Source organism: Teichococcus aestuarii (genome assembly GCF_003116135.1).
GTDB classification, from domain to species: domain Bacteria; phylum Pseudomonadota; class Alphaproteobacteria; order Acetobacterales; family Acetobacteraceae; genus Pseudoroseomonas; species Pseudoroseomonas aestuarii.
In genome coordinates this window covers 1-16,257 of record NZ_PDOA01000022.1, presented here as the reverse complement: position 1 = coordinate 16,257, position 16,257 = coordinate 1, and the positions used below count along the sequence as shown (strand labels likewise).

Genomic DNA, 16,257 nt, shown 5'->3' with positions numbered 1-16,257 from the left:
CCGAGGAGCCGCCCCGCCATGAAGCTCTACGAGATCCCGGCGCATCTGCCCTTCCTGCCCACCCTGGCGGAGGGCGTGCTGGGCTGGGTGGGGCTGGACGATCCGCTGGCCCTCTCCCGCACCACCATCCTGCTGCCGACGCGGCGCGCCGCCCTCGCCCTGCGCGAGGCCTTCCTGCGCACCGCCGGCAACCGCACCCTGCTGCTGCCGCGCATGCGCGCGCTCACCGGCCTCTCCACCCAGGAGGCGGACGAGCTGTCCCTGCCCGTGCTGCTGGACCTGCCGCCGGCGGTGGACCCGGCTCGGCGCCAGGCGGTGCTGACCGACCTGGTGATGCGCCTGCCCTCCCGCTTCGGCGGGCCGAACACGCCGGAACAGGCCTGGACCCTCGCCGCCGCCCTGGCCGAGCTGATGGACGAGACGGCGCTGGAGGGCTGCGACGACTGCCTGCTCGCCTCGCTGGTGCCGGACGAGTTCGCCGCCCACTGGCAGGTGACGCACACCTTCCTGCGCGGCGTGCTGGATGCCTGGGGGGCATGGCTCGCCGAGCAGGGGCTGATGGATATCGGCCCCCGCCGCGTCGCCGCGCTGGAGGCGCAGGCCGAGGCGTGGAAGCGCGAGCCGCCCGCCGACCCCGTCATCGCCGCCGGCATCGGCGCCGGCGGCACCATCCCCGCGGCCGCGGCGCTGCTGAAGGTGGTGGCGCGGCTGCCGCAGGGCTGCGTGGTGCTGCACGGCCCGGGCGAGGTGAAGTCGGCCGAGCTGTGGGCCGCCATCGGCGAGAGCCCCACCCATCCGCTCTCCGGCCAGGTGCGCCTGCTCTCGGCGATGGACGCGACGCCGGGCGACCTGCGGCCCTGGCCGGGCAATGGCGCGGGGCAGGCGCCGCTGATCCGCCGCGCCGAGTTACTCTCCTGCTCGCTGCGCCCGGCCGCCGGGCTCGATGCCTGGCTGACCCGCCGCCCCGCCCACTGGGAGCCGGCGCTGCGCGGCCTCTCGCTGCTGGAGGCGCCGGACGTGCAGGCGGAGGCGGTGGCCATCGCCCTGCTGCTGCGCGAGGCGCTGGAGCACCCCGGCGCCCGCGCCGCGCTGATCACGCCGGACCGCGAGCTGGGCCGCCGCGTCGCCGCCGAGCTGACCCGCCACGGCGTGCTGGCCGACGATTCCGCCGGCCAGCCGCTGGGCGAGACGCCGACGGGGGCCTATCTGCGCCTGCTCGCCCGCACGGTGGGCGAGGATTTCGCCCCCGTGCCGCTGCTCTCGCTGCTGAAGCACCCGCTCTCGGCCGGCGGCCTGGCGCGCGCCGAGTGGATGGAGGCGGTGCGGCTGCTGGAGCGGCGCGCGCTGCGCGGCCCGCGCCCCGCGCCCGGGCTGGCCGGGCTGCGCGCCCGCGTGCTGGAAGCCTTCCGCCGCGAGAAGGACGCTGCCCTGCTGGCCACGGTGATGCGGCTGATCGAGGCGCTGGAGCGCTGCCTGGACGGCTTCGGCAGCCTGCCCGACAGCCCCGCCCGGCCGCCGGCCGACCTGCTCGATGCCCACCTGACCGCCGCCGAGGCGCTGGCCTCCACGCGCGACCGCCCCGGCGGGCTCCGCCTCTATGCCGGCGAGGAGGGCGAGCCGCTGGCGGTGCATCTCTCGCAGATGCCGCCCGCGCTGCGCGCCCTGCCGCCGATGAGCCCGGCCGGCTGGCCCGCCCTGTTCGACGCCTCGCTGGCAGGGCCTTCGGCGCCCAGCGTGCGCATCGGCCGGGGGCGGGACCATGCCGAGCATCCGCGCATCGCCATCCTCGGGCTGCTGGAGGCGCGGCTGCAGGATTTCGACCTCGCCATCCTGGGCAGCCTGGAGGAAGGCGTCTGGCCGCAGGCGACCGACCCAGGCCCCTGGCTGAGCCGCCCGATGCGCACCGATTTCGGCCTGCCCGAGCCGGAGAGCCGCATCGGCCGCGTCGCCGCCGACTTCCTGCTGGCCGCCGCCTCGGCGCCGCGCGTGGTGCTCTCCTGGGCGCGCAAGCGGGCCGGCGCCCCCACCGTGCCCTCGCGCTGGCTGACGCGGCTGGAGACCTTCCTCTCCGGGCAGCGGGACGCGGCGCATCCGCGCGGCCTGGCGCTGCCGCGCAGCCCGGCGCTGGGCTGGGCGGCGCGGCTCGACATGCCGGAGGCGGTGCGCCCCTGCCCCCGCCCCGCCCCCCGCCCCCCCGCCGCCGACCGCCCACGCGAGATCAGCGTCACCGAGGTGGCGGACCTGATGGCCGACCCCTATGGCTACTACGCCCGCCGCGTGCTGCGCCTGGTGCCCTTCGACCCGCTGGACGCCGAGGTGGGCGCCGCCGATTACGGCCAGATGGTGCATGAGGCGATGGCGCGCTGGACCCGCCGGCTGGAGACCGCCCCCGGCGGCTGGCCCGGCGCCGCCACCGCCCTCGAATGGTTCGAGGAGGCCGCCGAGGCGGCGCTGGAGGAGGCCGCCGCCCGCCCCGGCCTGCTGGCCTTCTGGCGGCCGCGCCTCTCGCGCATCGGCGCCTTCGTCGTGGCGCAGGAGGAGGCGATGCAGCGCGGCCAGCCTGTCCGCACCCGCCATGCCGAGGTGCCGGGGCATCTCGACCTCGCCCAGGGCCAGCTCCGCCTGAAGGTGCGCGCCGACCGCATCGACCTGCTGGCCGACCGCACCCTCTCCATCATCGACTACAAGACCGGCACGCCGCCCTCCAACAAGGAGGTGCAGGATGGCCGCGCGCCGCAGATGCCGCTGGAGGCGGCGATCGCCGCGGCGGGCGGCTTCCAGGGGGTGGAGCCGCGCCCCGTCTCGGCGCTCGCCCATTGGCGGCTCACCGGCGGCGGCACGCCGGGCGCGGTGAAGCCGGTCGCCGGCGAGCCGGAGGCCCTGGCGGCCGATGCGCTGGACAACACCATCGCCCTGCTGCGGGATTTCCTGCTGGGCGAGCGGCGCTTCATCGCCCGCCCGCATCCGCGCCGCAAGCCGGTGCGCACCGACCACGACCACCTGGCCCGCGTCGCCGAATGGGGGAACACCGATGAGGCCTGATCCCTGCAAAGCCCCGCCGGATGGCGAGCGCGCCGGCGGCGTCGCCCTCTCGCCGCGTGCCGCCGCACAGGCGGCGCAGCGCCGCGCCTCGGACCCCGACGCCTCGGCCTGGGTGGGCGCCTCCGCCGGCTCGGGCAAGACCAAGGTGCTGACCGACCGCGTGCTGCGCCTGCTGCTGCGGCCGGGCACGAGGCCGGGGCGCATCCTCTGCCTCACCTTCACCAAGGCCGCCGCCGCCGAGATGGCGCAGCGCCTGGCCCGCCGCCTCGGCGAGTGGGTGGTGGCGGATGAGGAGACGCTCACGCGCAGCCTGCACGACCTGACCGGCCAGGCGCCCGATGCCGCGCTGCGCCGCCGCGCCCGCGCCCTCTTCGCCGAGGTGCTGGAGCAGCCGGGCGGCATGCGCATCGCCACCATCCATTCCTTCTGCCAGTCGCTGCTGCGCGGCTTCCCGCTGGAGGCGGGGCTGCCGCCACAGTTCAGCCTGATCGAGGAGACCGAGGCCGCCACCATGCTGGCCGAGGCGCGCGAGGCCACCCTCGCCTCCGGCCGGCTGCCGGCCGACGCCATCGAGGCCATGGCCGGCCTCGGCTCGCCCGAGGATTTCTCCGAGACCCTGCGCACCCTGGTGAAGGAGCGCGAGCGGCTGGGCGCCGCCATCGCCGCCGCCGGTGGCGTGCGCGGCAGCGACGCGGTGCTGCGCCGCCGCCTCGGCCTGCCGGCCGGGGGCGGCGAGGTGGAGGCGGTGGCCGAGGCGGCGCGCGGCGCGGCGCGGGAAGAGCTGGTGCGCGCCGCCGCTTTACTGCGCGGCAGCGGCAACGCCAACGACCGCGCCCGCGGCGAGACGATGAAGGCCTGGATGGACCTGCCCGAGGGCGCCCGCGCGGCGCGCTGGGAGGAATGGACGGCCATCTTCCTCACCGCCGCCGAGGGCACGCCGCGCAAGTCGCTCGCCACCAAGGGCGGGCTGCGGGACCGGCACGAGGAGGCGCAGTCCATCCTGGCGGCCGAGGCGGAGCGGGTCTTCGCGCTGGAGGAGAGCCGCAAGGCCTGGCGCCTGCACGCCGCCAGTCTGGCGCTGCTGGCGCTGGCCCAGCCGGTGCTGGAGGCCTACACGGCGCGCAAGGCGCGCATCGGCGCGGTGGATTTCGACGACCTGATCCAGGCCGCCCGCGCCCTGCTCTACGACCCCGGCAGCGCCTGGGTGCTCTACAAGCTCGATGGCGGGCTGGACCACCTGCTGCTGGACGAGGCGCAGGACAGCAACGCCTACCAGTGGGAGATCGCGGCGCGGCTGGCGGAGGAGTTCTTCTCCGGCCTCGGCACCCGCCCCGAGGGTGAGGAGGGCCCGCCGCGCAGCATCTTCGCGGTGGGCGACGAGAAGCAGTCCATCTACAGCTTCCAGGGCGCCGACGCCGCCGGCTTCGCCCGGTGGGAGGCGCATTTCGCGCAGGCGGTGCAGGCGGCGGGCGGGCAGTTCGCCGCCGTGCCGCTGAACGTCTCCTTCCGCTCCACGGCGCCGGTGCTGGCACTGGTCGATGCCGTCTTCGCCGACGGCCCGGCGCGGCGCGGGGTGGTGGAGGAAGGCGACACGCTCCGCCACCGCGCCGACCGCGAGGCCGATGCCGGGCTGGTGGAGCTGTGGCCGCCGCTGGTGAAGCCCGGCAACGCCACGCTCGAGCCCTGGCACGTGCCGGACGAGCCGGTGGCCGAGGCGGATGCCGAGGCGCTGATGGCGGAATCGCTCGCCGCGCGCATCGCCCACATGGTGCGGCACGAGACGCTGCCGGCGCGCGGCGGCCGCCGCATCCGCCCGGGCGACATCCTGGTGCTGCTGCGCCGGCGCACCGGCTTCTCCAACCTGCTGGTGCGGGCGCTCAAGGCGCGCGGCGTGATGGTGGGCGGCGTCGACCGGATGCGGCTGATCGAGCAGATCGCCGTGCAGGACCTGCTGGCGCTGATCGACGTGCTGCTGCTGCCGGAGGACGACCTGCAACTGGCGGCGCTGCTCAAGAGCCCGCTCTGCGGCGTCTCCGAGACGGAGCTGTGCGACCTGGCGCGCGCCCGCACCCAGCCGCTGTGGTGGCGCCTGCTGGAGCACCGCGGCCAGGACACCGCCCCCGGCCGCGCCGCCGAGTGGCTGGCCGACCTTGCCGACCGCGCCGACCTCGCCACGCCCCACTCCATCCTGGCCGAGGTGCTGGGCGAGCATGGCGGGCGGGCGCGCATCCTGGCCCGCCTCGGCCCCGACGCCGCCGACCCGCTGGACGAGGTGCTGAACGCCGCCCTCAGCTACGAATCCCGCCACCCGCCCAGCCTGCAAGGTTTTGTTCATTGGCTGCGGCGGGGTGGCGCCGAGGTGAAGCGTGAGGCCGAGTCCGGCGCCGACGCGGTGCGGCTGATGACGGCGCACGGCTCCAAGGGATTGCAGGCGCCCATCGTCATCCTGCCCGATGTCGGCAGCGGGCGGGGCGAGAAGCCGGTGCGGTGGGACGAGGCGGAGCCGCCCCTGCCCTATTGGGCGCCGCGCAACCGGAAGGATTTCTTCGCCCCCGCCTGGACCACGCTGATGGAGGCCGACAACGCGGCGCGCGAGGCGGAGGAGAACCGCCTGCTCTACGTGGCGCTCACCCGCGCCGAGGACCGGCTGCTGGTCTGCGCCTGGGGTGAGCCGAAGCCCGGCAGCTGGTACGACCTCGTGGCGCAGGGCTTCGCCCGGCTGGAGGGGGCGGAGGAGATGCCCTTCGCGCCGGAGGAGTTCGGCGCCCCGCCCATGGCCAGCTTCGCCGGGCCGCTGCGCCGGCTGGCCAGCGCGCAGGCCGCCCCGCCGCGCGCCGAGTCGGAACCCGAGCACCCCGGCGAGGAAGGCCCGCTGCCGGAGTGGATCCATCGCCCCGCCGCGCCGGAGAGCGAGGCGCTGACCCTCTCCCCCTCCGCCCTGCCGGGCGAGGAGGAGACCCCCACCGCCGCCCCGCATGGCCGCGCCGACCCGACGGGCGAGCGCTTCCGCCGCGGCCGGCTGATCCATGCGCTGCTGCAGCACCTGCCGGACTACCCGGTGGCCGAGCGCGCCGCGGTGGCCGAGCGCTTCCTCGGCCGCACCGGCCATGGCCTCGGCGAGCAGGACCGGGCCGAGACCCTGGCGGAGGTGCTGCGCCTGCTGGACGAGCCGGCGCTGCGCGACGCCTTCGGCCCCGGCAGCCTGGCCGAGGCGCCGCTGGCCGGGCGGGTGAACGGCCTGCCGCTGGCCGGCCAGGTGGACCGCATGCTGATCACCCCCGAGCGGGTGCTGGTGCTGGACTACAAGACCAACCGCCCACCGCCCGAGCGGGTGGAGGATGTGCCGGGCCTCTACCTGAGACAGATGGCCTCCTACCGCGCGCTGCTGCGGCAGGTCTTCCCCGGCCGGGCGGTGGAATGCTGGCTGCTCTGGACTTGGTCGGCGCGAATCATGGCGCTGCCGGGCGCGGTGCTGGACCGCTACGAGCCGGCCTGAGGGCCGCTCAGAGCGGCAGCGTCCCTTGCCCGCCCCCGGCAGGCTCCGGCAGGGCCTCCGGCGCGCCGCCGGCGTTGCGGCGGATCTCGCCGCGCGCCGCCTGCCCGGCGAAGCGCAGCTCGGCCACGAAGCGCTCGTATTCGCGCTTCTTGAGTTCGGGGTCGGGCAGGCGCAGCAGGTAGCTGGGGTGCACGGTCAGCATCACCGGCAGCCCGGCGGGCAGCTCCTCCGGCGCCTCGAAAACCTGGCCGCGCAGCTTCAGCATCGGCAGCTTGCGGCCCATCAGCGCCTGGGTGGCGGTGGCGCCCAGCGCCACCAGGAAGCGCGGCGCCACCGCCGCCACCTCCGCCAGCAGGAAGGGGCGGTAGAGCTTGATGTCACCCGCATCCGGGCTCTGGTGCAGCCGCCGCGCGCCGCGCTGGGTGTACTTGAAGTGCTTCACCGCGTTGGTGACGTAGGCGGCGCCGCGCTCGACGCCCGCCTCCTCCAGCGCCTGGGTGAACAGCCGGCCGGCAGGGCCGACGAAGGGGCGGCCCTGCCGGTCCTCCTCATCCCCCGGCTGCTCGCCGACGAACATCAGGGGGGCGCCACGCGGCCCCTCGCCGGGCACGGCGGGGCGGCCGGTGGCCCATTCGGCCGTGGGGATGGGGATGGCGGGAGCGGGGGCGTCGCTGTCTGGCGGTGTCATGGCTGGATGAGGAATGCGCAAGCCCGGCGGCGGTTCCGCGCGCGGCGCCTTTCCCCGGCACTTTCCGGCTGGTAGAGAGGGCGACTTCTCTCGATTCCAGGCGCGTGGGGGTTGCTCAAGCCATGAAGTTCTCGGTGGACCGGGCGGTGCTGCTCAAGGCGCTCGCGCATGTGCAGAGCGTGGTGGAGCGGCGCAACACCATCCCCATCCTCGCCAACGTGATGCTGGCCGCGCAGGACGGCGCCCTGACCCTGACGGCGACGGACATGGAGATCGCCATCGTCGAGGCGGTGCCGGGCGTCACCGTCACCCGCACCGGCCGCACCACCGCGCCGGCTGCGACGCTGTACGAGATCGTCCGCAAGCTGCCGGATGCCGCCAAGGTGGAGCTGGACCATGCGGGCGGCGACGCGCCGCTGGCGCTGCGCGCCGGCCGCTTCGCCACCTCGCTGATGGTGCTGCCGGTGGAGGACTTCCCCTCGATGACCGAGGGCAAGCTGCCGCACAGCTTCCAGCTCGCCCCCTCGCTGCTGCGCGAGCTGGTGGACCGCACCAAGTTCGCCATCTCCACCGAGGAGACGCGCTACTACCTCAACGGCATCTACCTGCACGCCACCGAGGTGGAAGGGCAGCCCGTGCTGCGCGCCGTGGCCACCGATGGCCACCGCCTGGCCCGCGTGGAGGAGCCGCTGCCGGAGGGCGCCGCCGGCATGCCGGGCGTCATCATCCCGCGCAAGACGGTCAACGAGATCCGCAAGCTGGCCGACGAGGCGCAAGACCCGATCGAGGTGCGGCTTTCCGACACCAAGATCCGCTTCACCTTCGGCGCCGTGCACCTGACCAGCAAGCTGATCGACGGCACCTTCCCCGAGTATGAGCGCGTCATCCCGCGCGGCAACGACAAGATCCTGACGGTGGACAAGAAGGCCTTCGCCGACGCCGTCTCCCGCGTGGCCGCCATCTCCTCCGAGCGTTCCCGCCCGGTGAAGCTGAGCCTGAAGCAGGACAGCCTGACGCTGACCGCCAGCAGCCCCGACCAGGGCCAGGCGGAGGAGGAGCTGGATGGCGGCGCCGTCTCCTACGGCAACGGCCCGATCGAGATCGGCTTCCAGGCGCGCTACCTCGCCGACATCACCGACCAGATCGAGAGCAAGGTGGAGTTCCGCTTCGCCGACGGCTCCGCCCCCACCGTGGTGGTGGACGCCTCCAAGCCCGAGGCGCTCTACGTGCTGATGCCGATGCGCGTCTGAGCGCACCGCCATCCGGGCGAGGAACAGGCCGGGGCAGCGCCGCCCCGGCTTTTTCTTTAGGTTACCCGACCATGAAGACCCTGCAGATCCTGGCCATCGGCCTGGCGGTGCTGATGGCGGGGGGCGAGATCGCCCGCCGCGCCGGCACCCCCACCTTCATCCCCCTCGCGCTGGACGAGCTGGCCGTGGCGGCCGCGCTCCTCTGGGCGGCCTGGCGCGCCCGCCACGACGAGACGCCGCCGATGATCGCCGCCTGGGCCGGCTATTGCGGGCTGGTGGCCGGCCTGCTGGCCGAGAACGCCGACTACCTCATCCACGGGCGGGAGAAATCCGGCGCCGTGTTCTACACCGTGACCCTGGCCCTGATGCTGCTGGTGGGTGTCTGGGCGGTGACGCGCGGCCTGAACCTGGCGCGCCGCCGGCGCTGAGCGGGCCTCCGGCGCCTTCCCGCCCCCGTTATCCGCCACCTCCCGCGCGGCGGGCGGCGAGGCCTGGACCGGCATAGCCGCGCGCAGCCCGGCGGAGCGCCGGCGCATGAGGGCGGGAGGCCCCGCAGCCGGGGCATCCTGGCCGTGGCCAGGCCGGCTCAGCCGTGCCCGGGATGGGCGCAATGCCCGTGGGCGAAGTCGGAGAGGGTCTCGATGATGCGGCACTCCCCGACCTGCCCGCCCTCGCAGCCCTGCGCCATGCGCTCCAGCTCGCTCCGGAGCGCCTGCAGGCGGCGCAGCCTGGCGTCGATCTCGGCGATCTGCGCCGTGGCGATCGCGTGCGCCGCCGAGCATTCGTCGCGGGGGCGGTCCGCGAGCGCGAGAAGCGCGCGGATATCGGCCATCGGGAAGCCGAGCTCGCGGGAATGGCGGATGAAGCCCAGCCGCCGGAGATGGGCCTCCCCGTAGCTGCGATGGCCGCCTTCGGTGCGGGCGGGCGGGGGCAGCCATCCCTCGGCCTCGTACCACCGGATCGTCGTCGGCTTGACCCCCGTGAGCCGGGACAGGTCGCCGATGCCCATCTGCCGCATCGTGTTCTCCATGCCGGATAAGATGGTGCGCGGAAGCCCCGGCACCCAGCCCCGCGCCCGGATGCCGGCGGGCGGGCGGCACCGAAATTCCGCCGCCGGCCGATCTTCCCTTGAACCTCCAGTGGCTGGAAGTCCTATCTGAGGCGCCGTCAGCAGGAGTTGGAGCCATGGACGGCAGAGGGAGCGAAGAGGACGGCCGGGAGGTCAGCTGGCGCGTGTCCGGCATGGATTGCGCCTCCTGCGTGGCCAAGGTCGAGAAGGCAGTCTCGCGCCTGCCCGGCGTCAGAGCGGTCAGCGTCAACCTGATGGCCGAGCGGCTCAGGGCCACCCTCGCCCCCGGTGCCGCCATGCCCGAGGCGGTGGAGGCGCAGGTCGCGGCGCTCGGCTTCCAGGCCACCCGGCTGGAGGCCGCGCCGGAGGCCCTCTCCCTTGCCTGGCATGTGCAGGGCATGGATTGCGCCGGCTGCGCCGCCAAGGTCGAAGCCGCGCTCGGGCGCCTGCCCGGCGTCTCGGCGGTCAGCGTCAACCTCATGGCGGAGCGACTCACCCTGCGGCTGGAGCCGGGCGGGACGGAGGCGGCGGCCATCCCGCGCTCGCTCGCGGGCCTGGGCTACACGGCCCGCCCCCTGGCGCCGGCCGGGCAGCCCGCCGGCGCGCCGCCCCCGCAGGAGCATGACGGCTGCCGCGGGCACGGCCACCCGGCGCAGGACCACGCGCACGGCCATGCGGGGCACGGCCACGCCCATGCCGGGGCAGGCGCCTTCGGCCATTCCCATGCCGACCACGAAGACCCGGCCGATGCCGCCAAGCCCTGGTACGCCACGGCCAAGGCGCGGCTGGTCTGGCTGCTCGGGGCGCTGGTCCTCGGCGCCCATGCCCTCTCCCTGGCGGTGGCCGAGAGCTGGGCCTATCCGCTGTTCCTGGCCGCCACCGCCCTGGCGGTGATTCCCTTCGGCCGCCGCGCCTTCGCCCTGGCGCGCGCCGGCTCCCCCTTCTCCATCGAGACGCTGATGGTCACGGCCGCCATCGGCGCCGCCCTGATCGGCGCGGCGGAGGAGGCGGCGATGGTGGTGCTGCTCTTCGCCGTCGGCGAGCTGCTGGAGAACGTGGCGGCGGGCCGCGCCCGGGCGGGCATCAAGGCCCTGGCCGGGCTGATGCCGCGCACGGCGCTCCGCCTGCGGGCCGATGGCACGGCCGAGCCGGTGCCCTCCGCCGCCCTGGCCGTGGGCGATCTCGTCCTCATCCGCCCCGGCGAGCGGGTGCCCTGCGACGGCCTTGTCGAGGAGGGCCGCTCCGCCCTCGACGAAAGCCCCGTCACCGGCGAGAGCGTGCCGGTCCCGCGCGGCCCGGGCGAGGCCGTCCTGGCCGGCTCCATCAACGCCGACGGGGCGCTGCGGGTGCGGGTCTCCCGCGCCGCCGCCGACAACACCATCGCCCGCATCATCCGCATGGTGGAGGAGGCCACCGCCTCTCGCGCGCCGACGCAGCGCTTCATCGAGCGCTTCTCCGCCTGGTGGACGCCGGGCGCGATGGCCGTCTCCCTGCTGGTCATCCTCCTGCCGCCCTTCCTGCTGGGCTGGAGCTGGTGGGAGAGCGTCTATCGCGGCCTGGCGGTGCTGCTCATCGCCTGCCCCTGCGCCCTGGTGATCTCGGTTCCCGCCGCCATGGCCTCCGGCCTCTCGGCCGGCGCCCGGCGCGGCCTGCTCATCAAGGGGGGCGCGGCGCTGGAGGCGATCGGCGGCGCGAGGACGGTGGCCTTCGACAAGACCGGAACGCTCACCGAGGGCCGGCCCCGGGTGACCGACATCCTGCCGGCGGCGGGCCTGCCGGAGGCGGAGCTCCTGGCCCTGGCGGCCGGCGCCGAGCAGGGTTCCTCCCATCCCCTGGCGCGGGCGGTGGTGGCGGAGGCGGCGGCGCGCGGCATCGCGCTGCCCGCGGCCTCCGGCCAGGGGGCCATCCCCGGGCGGGCGGTCCGCGCCACGATCGGCGGCCGCGCCATCAGCGTCGGCAGCCCACGCCACGCGGCGGAGGCCGGGGCGCTACCCGGCCCACTGGCGGAGGCGGTGGCGCGGTTCGAGGCGGAGGGCAAGACGGCCGTGGTGGTCCTCGCCGATGGCACGCCGGCCGGCGTGCTGGCACTGCGGGACGAGCCGCGCGCGGACGCCGCCGCCAGCGTGGCCGCCCTTTCCAGGCTGGGCGTGCGGACAGTGATGCTGACGGGCGACAATGCCCGCACCGCCGCGGCCATCGCCGGGCCGCTGGGCCTCACGGCGAAGGCCGGGCTGCTGCCGGACGACAAGCTGCGCGAGATCGCGGCGCTGCGCGCCGCCGGCCCGGTGGTCATGGTGGGCGACGGCATCAACGACGCGCCGGCGCTGGCCGCCGCCTCCGCCGGGGTGGCGATGGGGGGCGGCACGGATGTGGCGCTGGAGGCGGCCGACGCCGCCATCCTCAAGGACCGGACCACGGGCGTGGCCGAGCTCGTCAGCCTGTCGCGCGCCACCATGGCGAATGTGAAGGCCAATGTCGGGATCGCGGTGGGGCTGAAGGGGCTGCTGCTCGTCACCACCCTGCTCGGCGTCACCGGCCTCTGGCCCGCCATCCTGGCCGACACCGGCGCCACGGTGCTGGTGACGCTGAACGCGCTGCGGCTGCTGGCCTGGAAGCCGGCGGCCTGAGAAGGGCGTGGCGGCCGGTCGCCACGGCGCCCTTTTCCCCGGTTCCTCGCCGGCCGGCGCGGGCGGTGCCCCAGGCCCGCCGGCGGAGGCCGGAGAGGCCAGCATGGGCCGGGCGGGACCGGGCCACGCTGCTCGCGGGACCGGGCCGCGCTGCTCGCGCGTTTGCCGCGTCCCGTCCGGCGCGGCGTCTCGCCGTGTCCGCGGCGCCTTACGGCGCCTCAGACGTCGAGGTTGGCGACCTTCAGCGCATTGCCGACGATGAACTCGCGGCGCGGCTCCACCACATCGCCCATCAGGGTGGAGAAGACCTGCTCGGCATCCTCCACATCCTCGATCTTCACCTGCAGCAGGGTGCGCGCGGCGGGGTCGAGCGTCGTCTGCCAGAGCTGGTCCGGGTTCATCTCGCCCAGCCCCTTGAAGCGCTGGATGGCGAGGCCCTTGCGGCCCTGGGCCAGCAGACGGTCGAAGGCGGCCAGCGGGCCGGCCACCTCCAGCGGGTGCCCATCCAGCGCCAGGCTGGCGGGCTGCGCCCAGGCGGCGGCCAGCGCCGCCTGACGCTCGACCAGCCAGCGCGCCTCAGGGCTGCGCAGGGCGGCGGGGTCCAGCCGGTGGCGGTCGGCCACGCCGCGCACGGTGCGGCCCATCACCAGCCCCTCGGCGCCGGCCGTCACCTTCCAGCCGCGCTCGGTGGGGCGGGCCAGGGCGTCGAGCCGGGTGACGAGGGCGGGGGCGGCGGCCAGGGCACGTTCCGCATCGGCGTTCAGCGCGCCGGTGATGGCGGCCTGCTCCACCAGCTCGGTCGGCACGGTGTTGTTGGCGAGGCGGCGGATGCGGTGCGCGGTCTGTCGCAGGCCTTCCACCACCTCCCGCAGCGCGTCGCCCTCCACCACGCGGCCATCGCCATAGCGCAGGCTGGCGTTGTGCAGGGCCTTCTCCAGCAGGAAGTCCTCAAGCGCCCGGTCGTCCTTGAGGTAGCGTTCCTCCTGCCCGCGCTTGGCGCGGTAGAGGGGCGGCTGGGCGATGTAGAGGTGGCCGCGGTGCAGCAGCTCCGGCATCTGCCGGAAGAAGAAGGTCAGCAGCAGGGTGCGGATGTGCGAGCCGTCCACATCGGCGTCGGTCATGATGACGATGCGGTGGTAGCGCAGCTTGTCGGCCGAGAAGCCGCCCTTCTCCACCGGCCCGGTGCCGATGCCGGTGCCGAGCGCGGTGATCAGCGTGCCGATCTCGGCGGAGGAGAGCATCTTGTCGATGCGCGCGCGCTCGACGTTCAGGATCTTGCCCTTCAGCGGCAGGATGGCCTGGAAGCGCCGGTCGCGCCCCTGCTTGGCGGAGCCGCCGGCGGAGTCACCCTCGACGAGGAAGATCTCGCACTTGGTGGGGTCCTTCTCCTGGCAGTCGGCCAGCTTGCCGGGGAGCGTGCTGATATCGAGCGCGTTCTTGCGGCCGACCTTCTCGCGCGCCAGCTGCGCCGCCTTGCGGGCGGCGGCGGCGAGCACGACCTGGTCGAGCACGATGCGCGCCTCCTTCGGGTGCGTCTCGAACCAGTGGGAGAGCGCATCGGCCACCGCCATGTGCACCACCGGCTGCACCTCGGAGGAGACCAGCTTGTCCTTGGTCTGCGAGGAGAATTTCGGGTCCGGCACCTTCACCGAAACCACGGCGGTCAGCCCCTCGCGCATGTCCTCGCCGGAGAGCTCGACCTTCTCCTTCTTGGCCAGCTCCTCGGCGTATTTCATCACCACGCGGGTCAGCGCCTGGCGGAAGCCGGCCTGGTGGGTGCCGCCGTCGCGCTGCGGGATGTTGTTGGTGAAGCACAGCGCCAGCTCGTGCGGGCTGTTGTTCCACCACATCGCCAGCTCGACCTGGATGCCAGTGCCTTCCTTGGCCTTCAGGCTGATGGCCGGCTTGAACAGCGGCTCCTTCGAGCGGTCCAGCCATTCGACGAAGGCGACGAGGCCGCCATCGAAGCGGAAGTTCGTCTCGCGCGCCGGCTCGCCCAGCGCCACCGGGCGCTCGTCGCGCAGCGAGATGGCCAGGCCGGAATTGAGGAAGGCCAGCTCGCGCAGGCGCTTCTCCAGCACGGAGAACTCGTATTCCGTGCGGGTGAAGGTGCCGGAGGAGGGCTTGAAGGTGACGCGGGTGCCGTTGCCGTGGACGGAAGGGCCGACCACCTTCAGCGGCTGCACCGTCTCGCCATGCTCGAAGCGGATGAAGTGCTCCTGGCCCTCGCGCCAGATCACCACCTCCATCCACTCGGAGAGCGCGTTCACCACCGCGGCGCCGACGCCGTGCAGGCCGCCGGAGACCTTGTAGGAGTTCTGGTTGAACTTGCCGCCGGCGTGCAGCCGCGTCAGCACCACCTCGGCGGCGGAGACGCCTTCCTCGGCATGGATGTCGGTCGGGATGCCGCGGCCATCGTCGGTGACGGTGACGGAGCCATCGGCGTTCAGCACCACCTCGCACCGCGTGGCGTAGCCGGCCTGGGCCTCGTCCACCGCGTTGTCGATGATCTCGAAGGCCATGTGGTGCAGGCCCGAGCCGTCATCGGTGTCGCCGATGTACATGCCAGGGCGCTTGCGGACAGCTTCCAGCCCGCGCAGCACGGTGATGGAGGCGCTGTCATAGGCGTCCGCCGGCAGCTCGGTGGCGGGGGACGGCGCGCGCGCGGACTCACTCATGCCGGCGGAAAACTCCTGCTGACGACGTGCGGAAACACACGGATTTATAGCATTTTATCGGCTGTTGGGCACGGGGAAATCCGCAGGAAGGCGAAGCCCGCCCGGCTCGCCCTCCAGGAATTGCGCGGTGCCGGCGAGCGGCGCGAAAGGCGCGGCCTCGGTGCCGGTGAGAAAGCACTGCGCGGGCAGGATGGCAAGCGCCGCGAACAAGGCGGCGCGGCGCCCGGGGTCCAGGTGCGCGGCCACCTCGTCCAGCAGCAGCAGGGGCGCGAAGCCGCGCTGGCCCGCCACCAGCGCCGCCTGCGCCAGCACGACGCTGACCAGGAGCGCCTTCTGCTCCCCGGTGGAGCAGAGCTCGGCGGGGATGGCCTTGGGCAGCAGGAGCATGCGCAGGTCGGTACGGTGCGCGCCCTGGCGGGCGCCGCCGGCGGCGGCATCCCGCGCGCGGTCGGCCTGCAGGCCGGCACGCAGCTGCTCCTCGACGGCCAGGGCGGGCCGTTCGGCCAGGGCATCTGCGATCGGGCACAGCAGTTCCAGCCGTGCCGCCGGGAAGGCGCCGGCGACGCCTTCGGCCAGGACGGCGTTCAGCTGCCCCGCCATGGCGCGGCGGGCAGCGATGGCGGCCACGCCATGGCGCGCCATGGTGTCCTCCAGCGCCGCCAGCCAGGCGGCATCGCGGCGTCCTTCCGCAAGCAGGCGGTTGCGCTGGGTCATGGCCGCGTCATGCGCCGCCACGTCCCGCGCATGGGTGGGCTCCAGCGACCAGACGAGGCGATCGAGGAACTTGCGGCGGCCGCTGGCGCCTTCCTGGAACAGGCGGTCCATCTGCGGCGTCAGCCAGAGCATGGCGATATGCGCGGAGAGTTCGGCCTGGTTGCGAATGGCGGCGCCGTCGAGCCGGAAGCTGCGCCGATCCTGCCCTGCCCCCGCGCCGGTGCCGATGACCAGCGGGCCTGCCCGCCCCTCGAAATGCCCGGCGATGGCCCAGGACAATCCTTCATCACCCTCTCGCCGGCCCAGCTCGGCACCGCGGGCCATGCGCAACCCACGGCCGGGAGAGAGCAGGCTGATGGCTTCCAGAAGATTGGTCTTTCCGACGCCGTTCGGCCCGGCAATCACCACGATGCGCGCGGTGAAGCCCTGATCCAGCGCGGCATAGCTGCGGAAATCCTGCAGCATGAGGCGGCGGAGTTGCAGGGCGGGTGTATTGTCCACGGAACGCGATAGGCCCGTACCTGCCATGTTTTGGCAAGACGGGCTGCTTTGAATATAAGGATTGTGATTTGGATGCGGGGACAGGATTTGAACCTGTGACCTTCAGGTTATGAGCCTGACGAGCTACCGGGCTGCTCCACCCCGCGGTGGTGAGAGTATCCGTGTGTTTGTTAAGTTCCGGCTTGGTGGCCC

At 74.2% G+C, this 16,257-nt stretch carries 9 protein-coding genes and 1 tRNA gene; 5 read left to right on the top strand and 5 right to left on the bottom strand.

The window, feature by feature from the left end; genetic code table 11:
* The first annotated feature begins 18 nt into the window (after positions 1–18).
* Positions 19–3,042, top strand: coding sequence for a double-strand break repair protein AddB (gene addB, locus CR165_RS20710; protein WP_109518845.1), 3,024 nt, complete (start codon positions 19–21; stop codon positions 3,040–3,042).
* Positions 3,032–6,538 carry a double-strand break repair helicase AddA gene (gene addA, locus CR165_RS20705; RefSeq protein ID WP_109518844.1) on the top strand — a complete coding sequence of 1,169 codons (3,507 nt, stop codon included), beginning with the start codon at positions 3,032–3,034 and terminating at the stop codon, positions 6,536–6,538. The genes addB and addA overlap by 11 nt, the downstream gene beginning before the upstream one ends.
* Before the next feature lie 7 nt (positions 6,539–6,545).
* Here addA and CR165_RS20700 read toward each other — a convergent pair whose 3' ends face one another.
* The gene (locus CR165_RS20700) at positions 6,546–7,226 is read right to left on the bottom strand and encodes a UdgX family uracil-DNA binding protein (protein ID WP_109518843.1); all 681 of its coding nucleotides are present in this window, start codon (positions 7,224–7,226) and stop codon (positions 6,546–6,548) included.
* Positions 7,227–7,348: 122 nt separating this feature from the next.
* Between CR165_RS20700 and dnaN the strand changes: the two genes are divergently transcribed.
* Together dnaN and CR165_RS20690 are read left to right on the top strand one after the other, a co-directional pair.
* Positions 7,349–8,476, top strand: coding sequence for a DNA polymerase III subunit beta (gene dnaN, locus CR165_RS20695; RefSeq protein WP_109518842.1), 1,128 nt, complete (start codon positions 7,349–7,351; stop codon positions 8,474–8,476).
* Between the two features lie 71 nt (positions 8,477–8,547).
* Positions 8,548–8,904, top strand: a complete 357-nt coding sequence (locus CR165_RS20690) for a hypothetical protein (RefSeq protein WP_109518841.1) — start codon at positions 8,548–8,550, stop codon at positions 8,902–8,904.
* A gap of 158 nt (positions 8,905–9,062) precedes the next feature.
* Here CR165_RS20690 and CR165_RS20685 read toward each other — a convergent pair whose 3' ends face one another.
* A complete protein-coding gene (locus CR165_RS20685) occupies positions 9,063–9,494 on the bottom strand; it encodes a MerR family transcriptional regulator (protein ID WP_109518840.1) in 432 nt (143 codons plus the stop codon).
* A 167-nt stretch (positions 9,495–9,661) separates the two neighbouring features.
* Here CR165_RS20685 and CR165_RS20680 point away from each other — a divergent pair, with 167 nt between their 5' ends.
* Positions 9,662–12,172, top strand: coding sequence for a heavy metal translocating P-type ATPase (locus CR165_RS20680; RefSeq protein WP_109518839.1), 2,511 nt, complete (start codon positions 9,662–9,664; stop codon positions 12,170–12,172).
* Positions 12,173–12,390: 218 nt separating this feature from the next.
* On the opposite strand, the gene gyrB is transcribed toward CR165_RS20680, so the two are convergent.
* The 3 genes from gyrB to CR165_RS20665 all read right to left on the bottom strand — a co-directional run bounded on the left by gyrB (position 12,391) and on the right by CR165_RS20665 (position 16,211).
* Positions 12,391–14,850 (bottom strand): DNA topoisomerase (ATP-hydrolyzing) subunit B, encoded by a 2,460-nt coding sequence (gene gyrB / locus CR165_RS20675; RefSeq protein ID WP_109518838.1) that lies wholly within the window; start codon positions 14,848–14,850, stop codon positions 12,391–12,393.
* A 54-nt stretch (positions 14,851–14,904) separates the two neighbouring features.
* Positions 14,905–16,065, bottom strand: a complete 1,161-nt coding sequence (recF, locus tag CR165_RS20670) for a DNA replication/repair protein RecF (protein WP_245906637.1) — start codon at positions 16,063–16,065, stop codon at positions 14,905–14,907.
* A gap of 69 nt (positions 16,066–16,134) precedes the next feature.
* Positions 16,135–16,211 (bottom strand) — tRNA-Met (locus CR165_RS20665).
* Positions 16,212–16,257: the final 46 nt, after the last annotated feature.

Coding starts and splice junctions, on each gene's coding strand:
- addB (WP_109518845.1), top strand. CDS start 19: ATGAAGCTCTACGAGATCCCGGCGCATCTGCCCTTCCTGCCCACCCTG.
- addA (WP_109518844.1), top strand. CDS start 3,032: ATGAGGCCTGATCCCTGCAAAGCCCCGCCGGATGGCGAGCGCGCCGGC.
- CR165_RS20700 (WP_109518843.1), bottom strand. CDS start 7,226: ATGACACCGCCAGACAGCGACGCCCCCGCTCCCGCCATCCCCATCCCC.
- dnaN (WP_109518842.1), top strand. CDS start 7,349: ATGAAGTTCTCGGTGGACCGGGCGGTGCTGCTCAAGGCGCTCGCGCAT.
- CR165_RS20690 (WP_109518841.1), top strand. CDS start 8,548: ATGAAGACCCTGCAGATCCTGGCCATCGGCCTGGCGGTGCTGATGGCG.
- CR165_RS20685 (WP_109518840.1), bottom strand. CDS start 9,494: ATGCGGCAGATGGGCATCGGCGACCTGTCCCGGCTCACGGGGGTCAAG.
- CR165_RS20680 (WP_109518839.1), top strand. CDS start 9,662: ATGGACGGCAGAGGGAGCGAAGAGGACGGCCGGGAGGTCAGCTGGCGC.
- gyrB (WP_109518838.1), bottom strand. CDS start 14,850: ATGAGTGAGTCCGCGCGCGCGCCGTCCCCCGCCACCGAGCTGCCGGCG.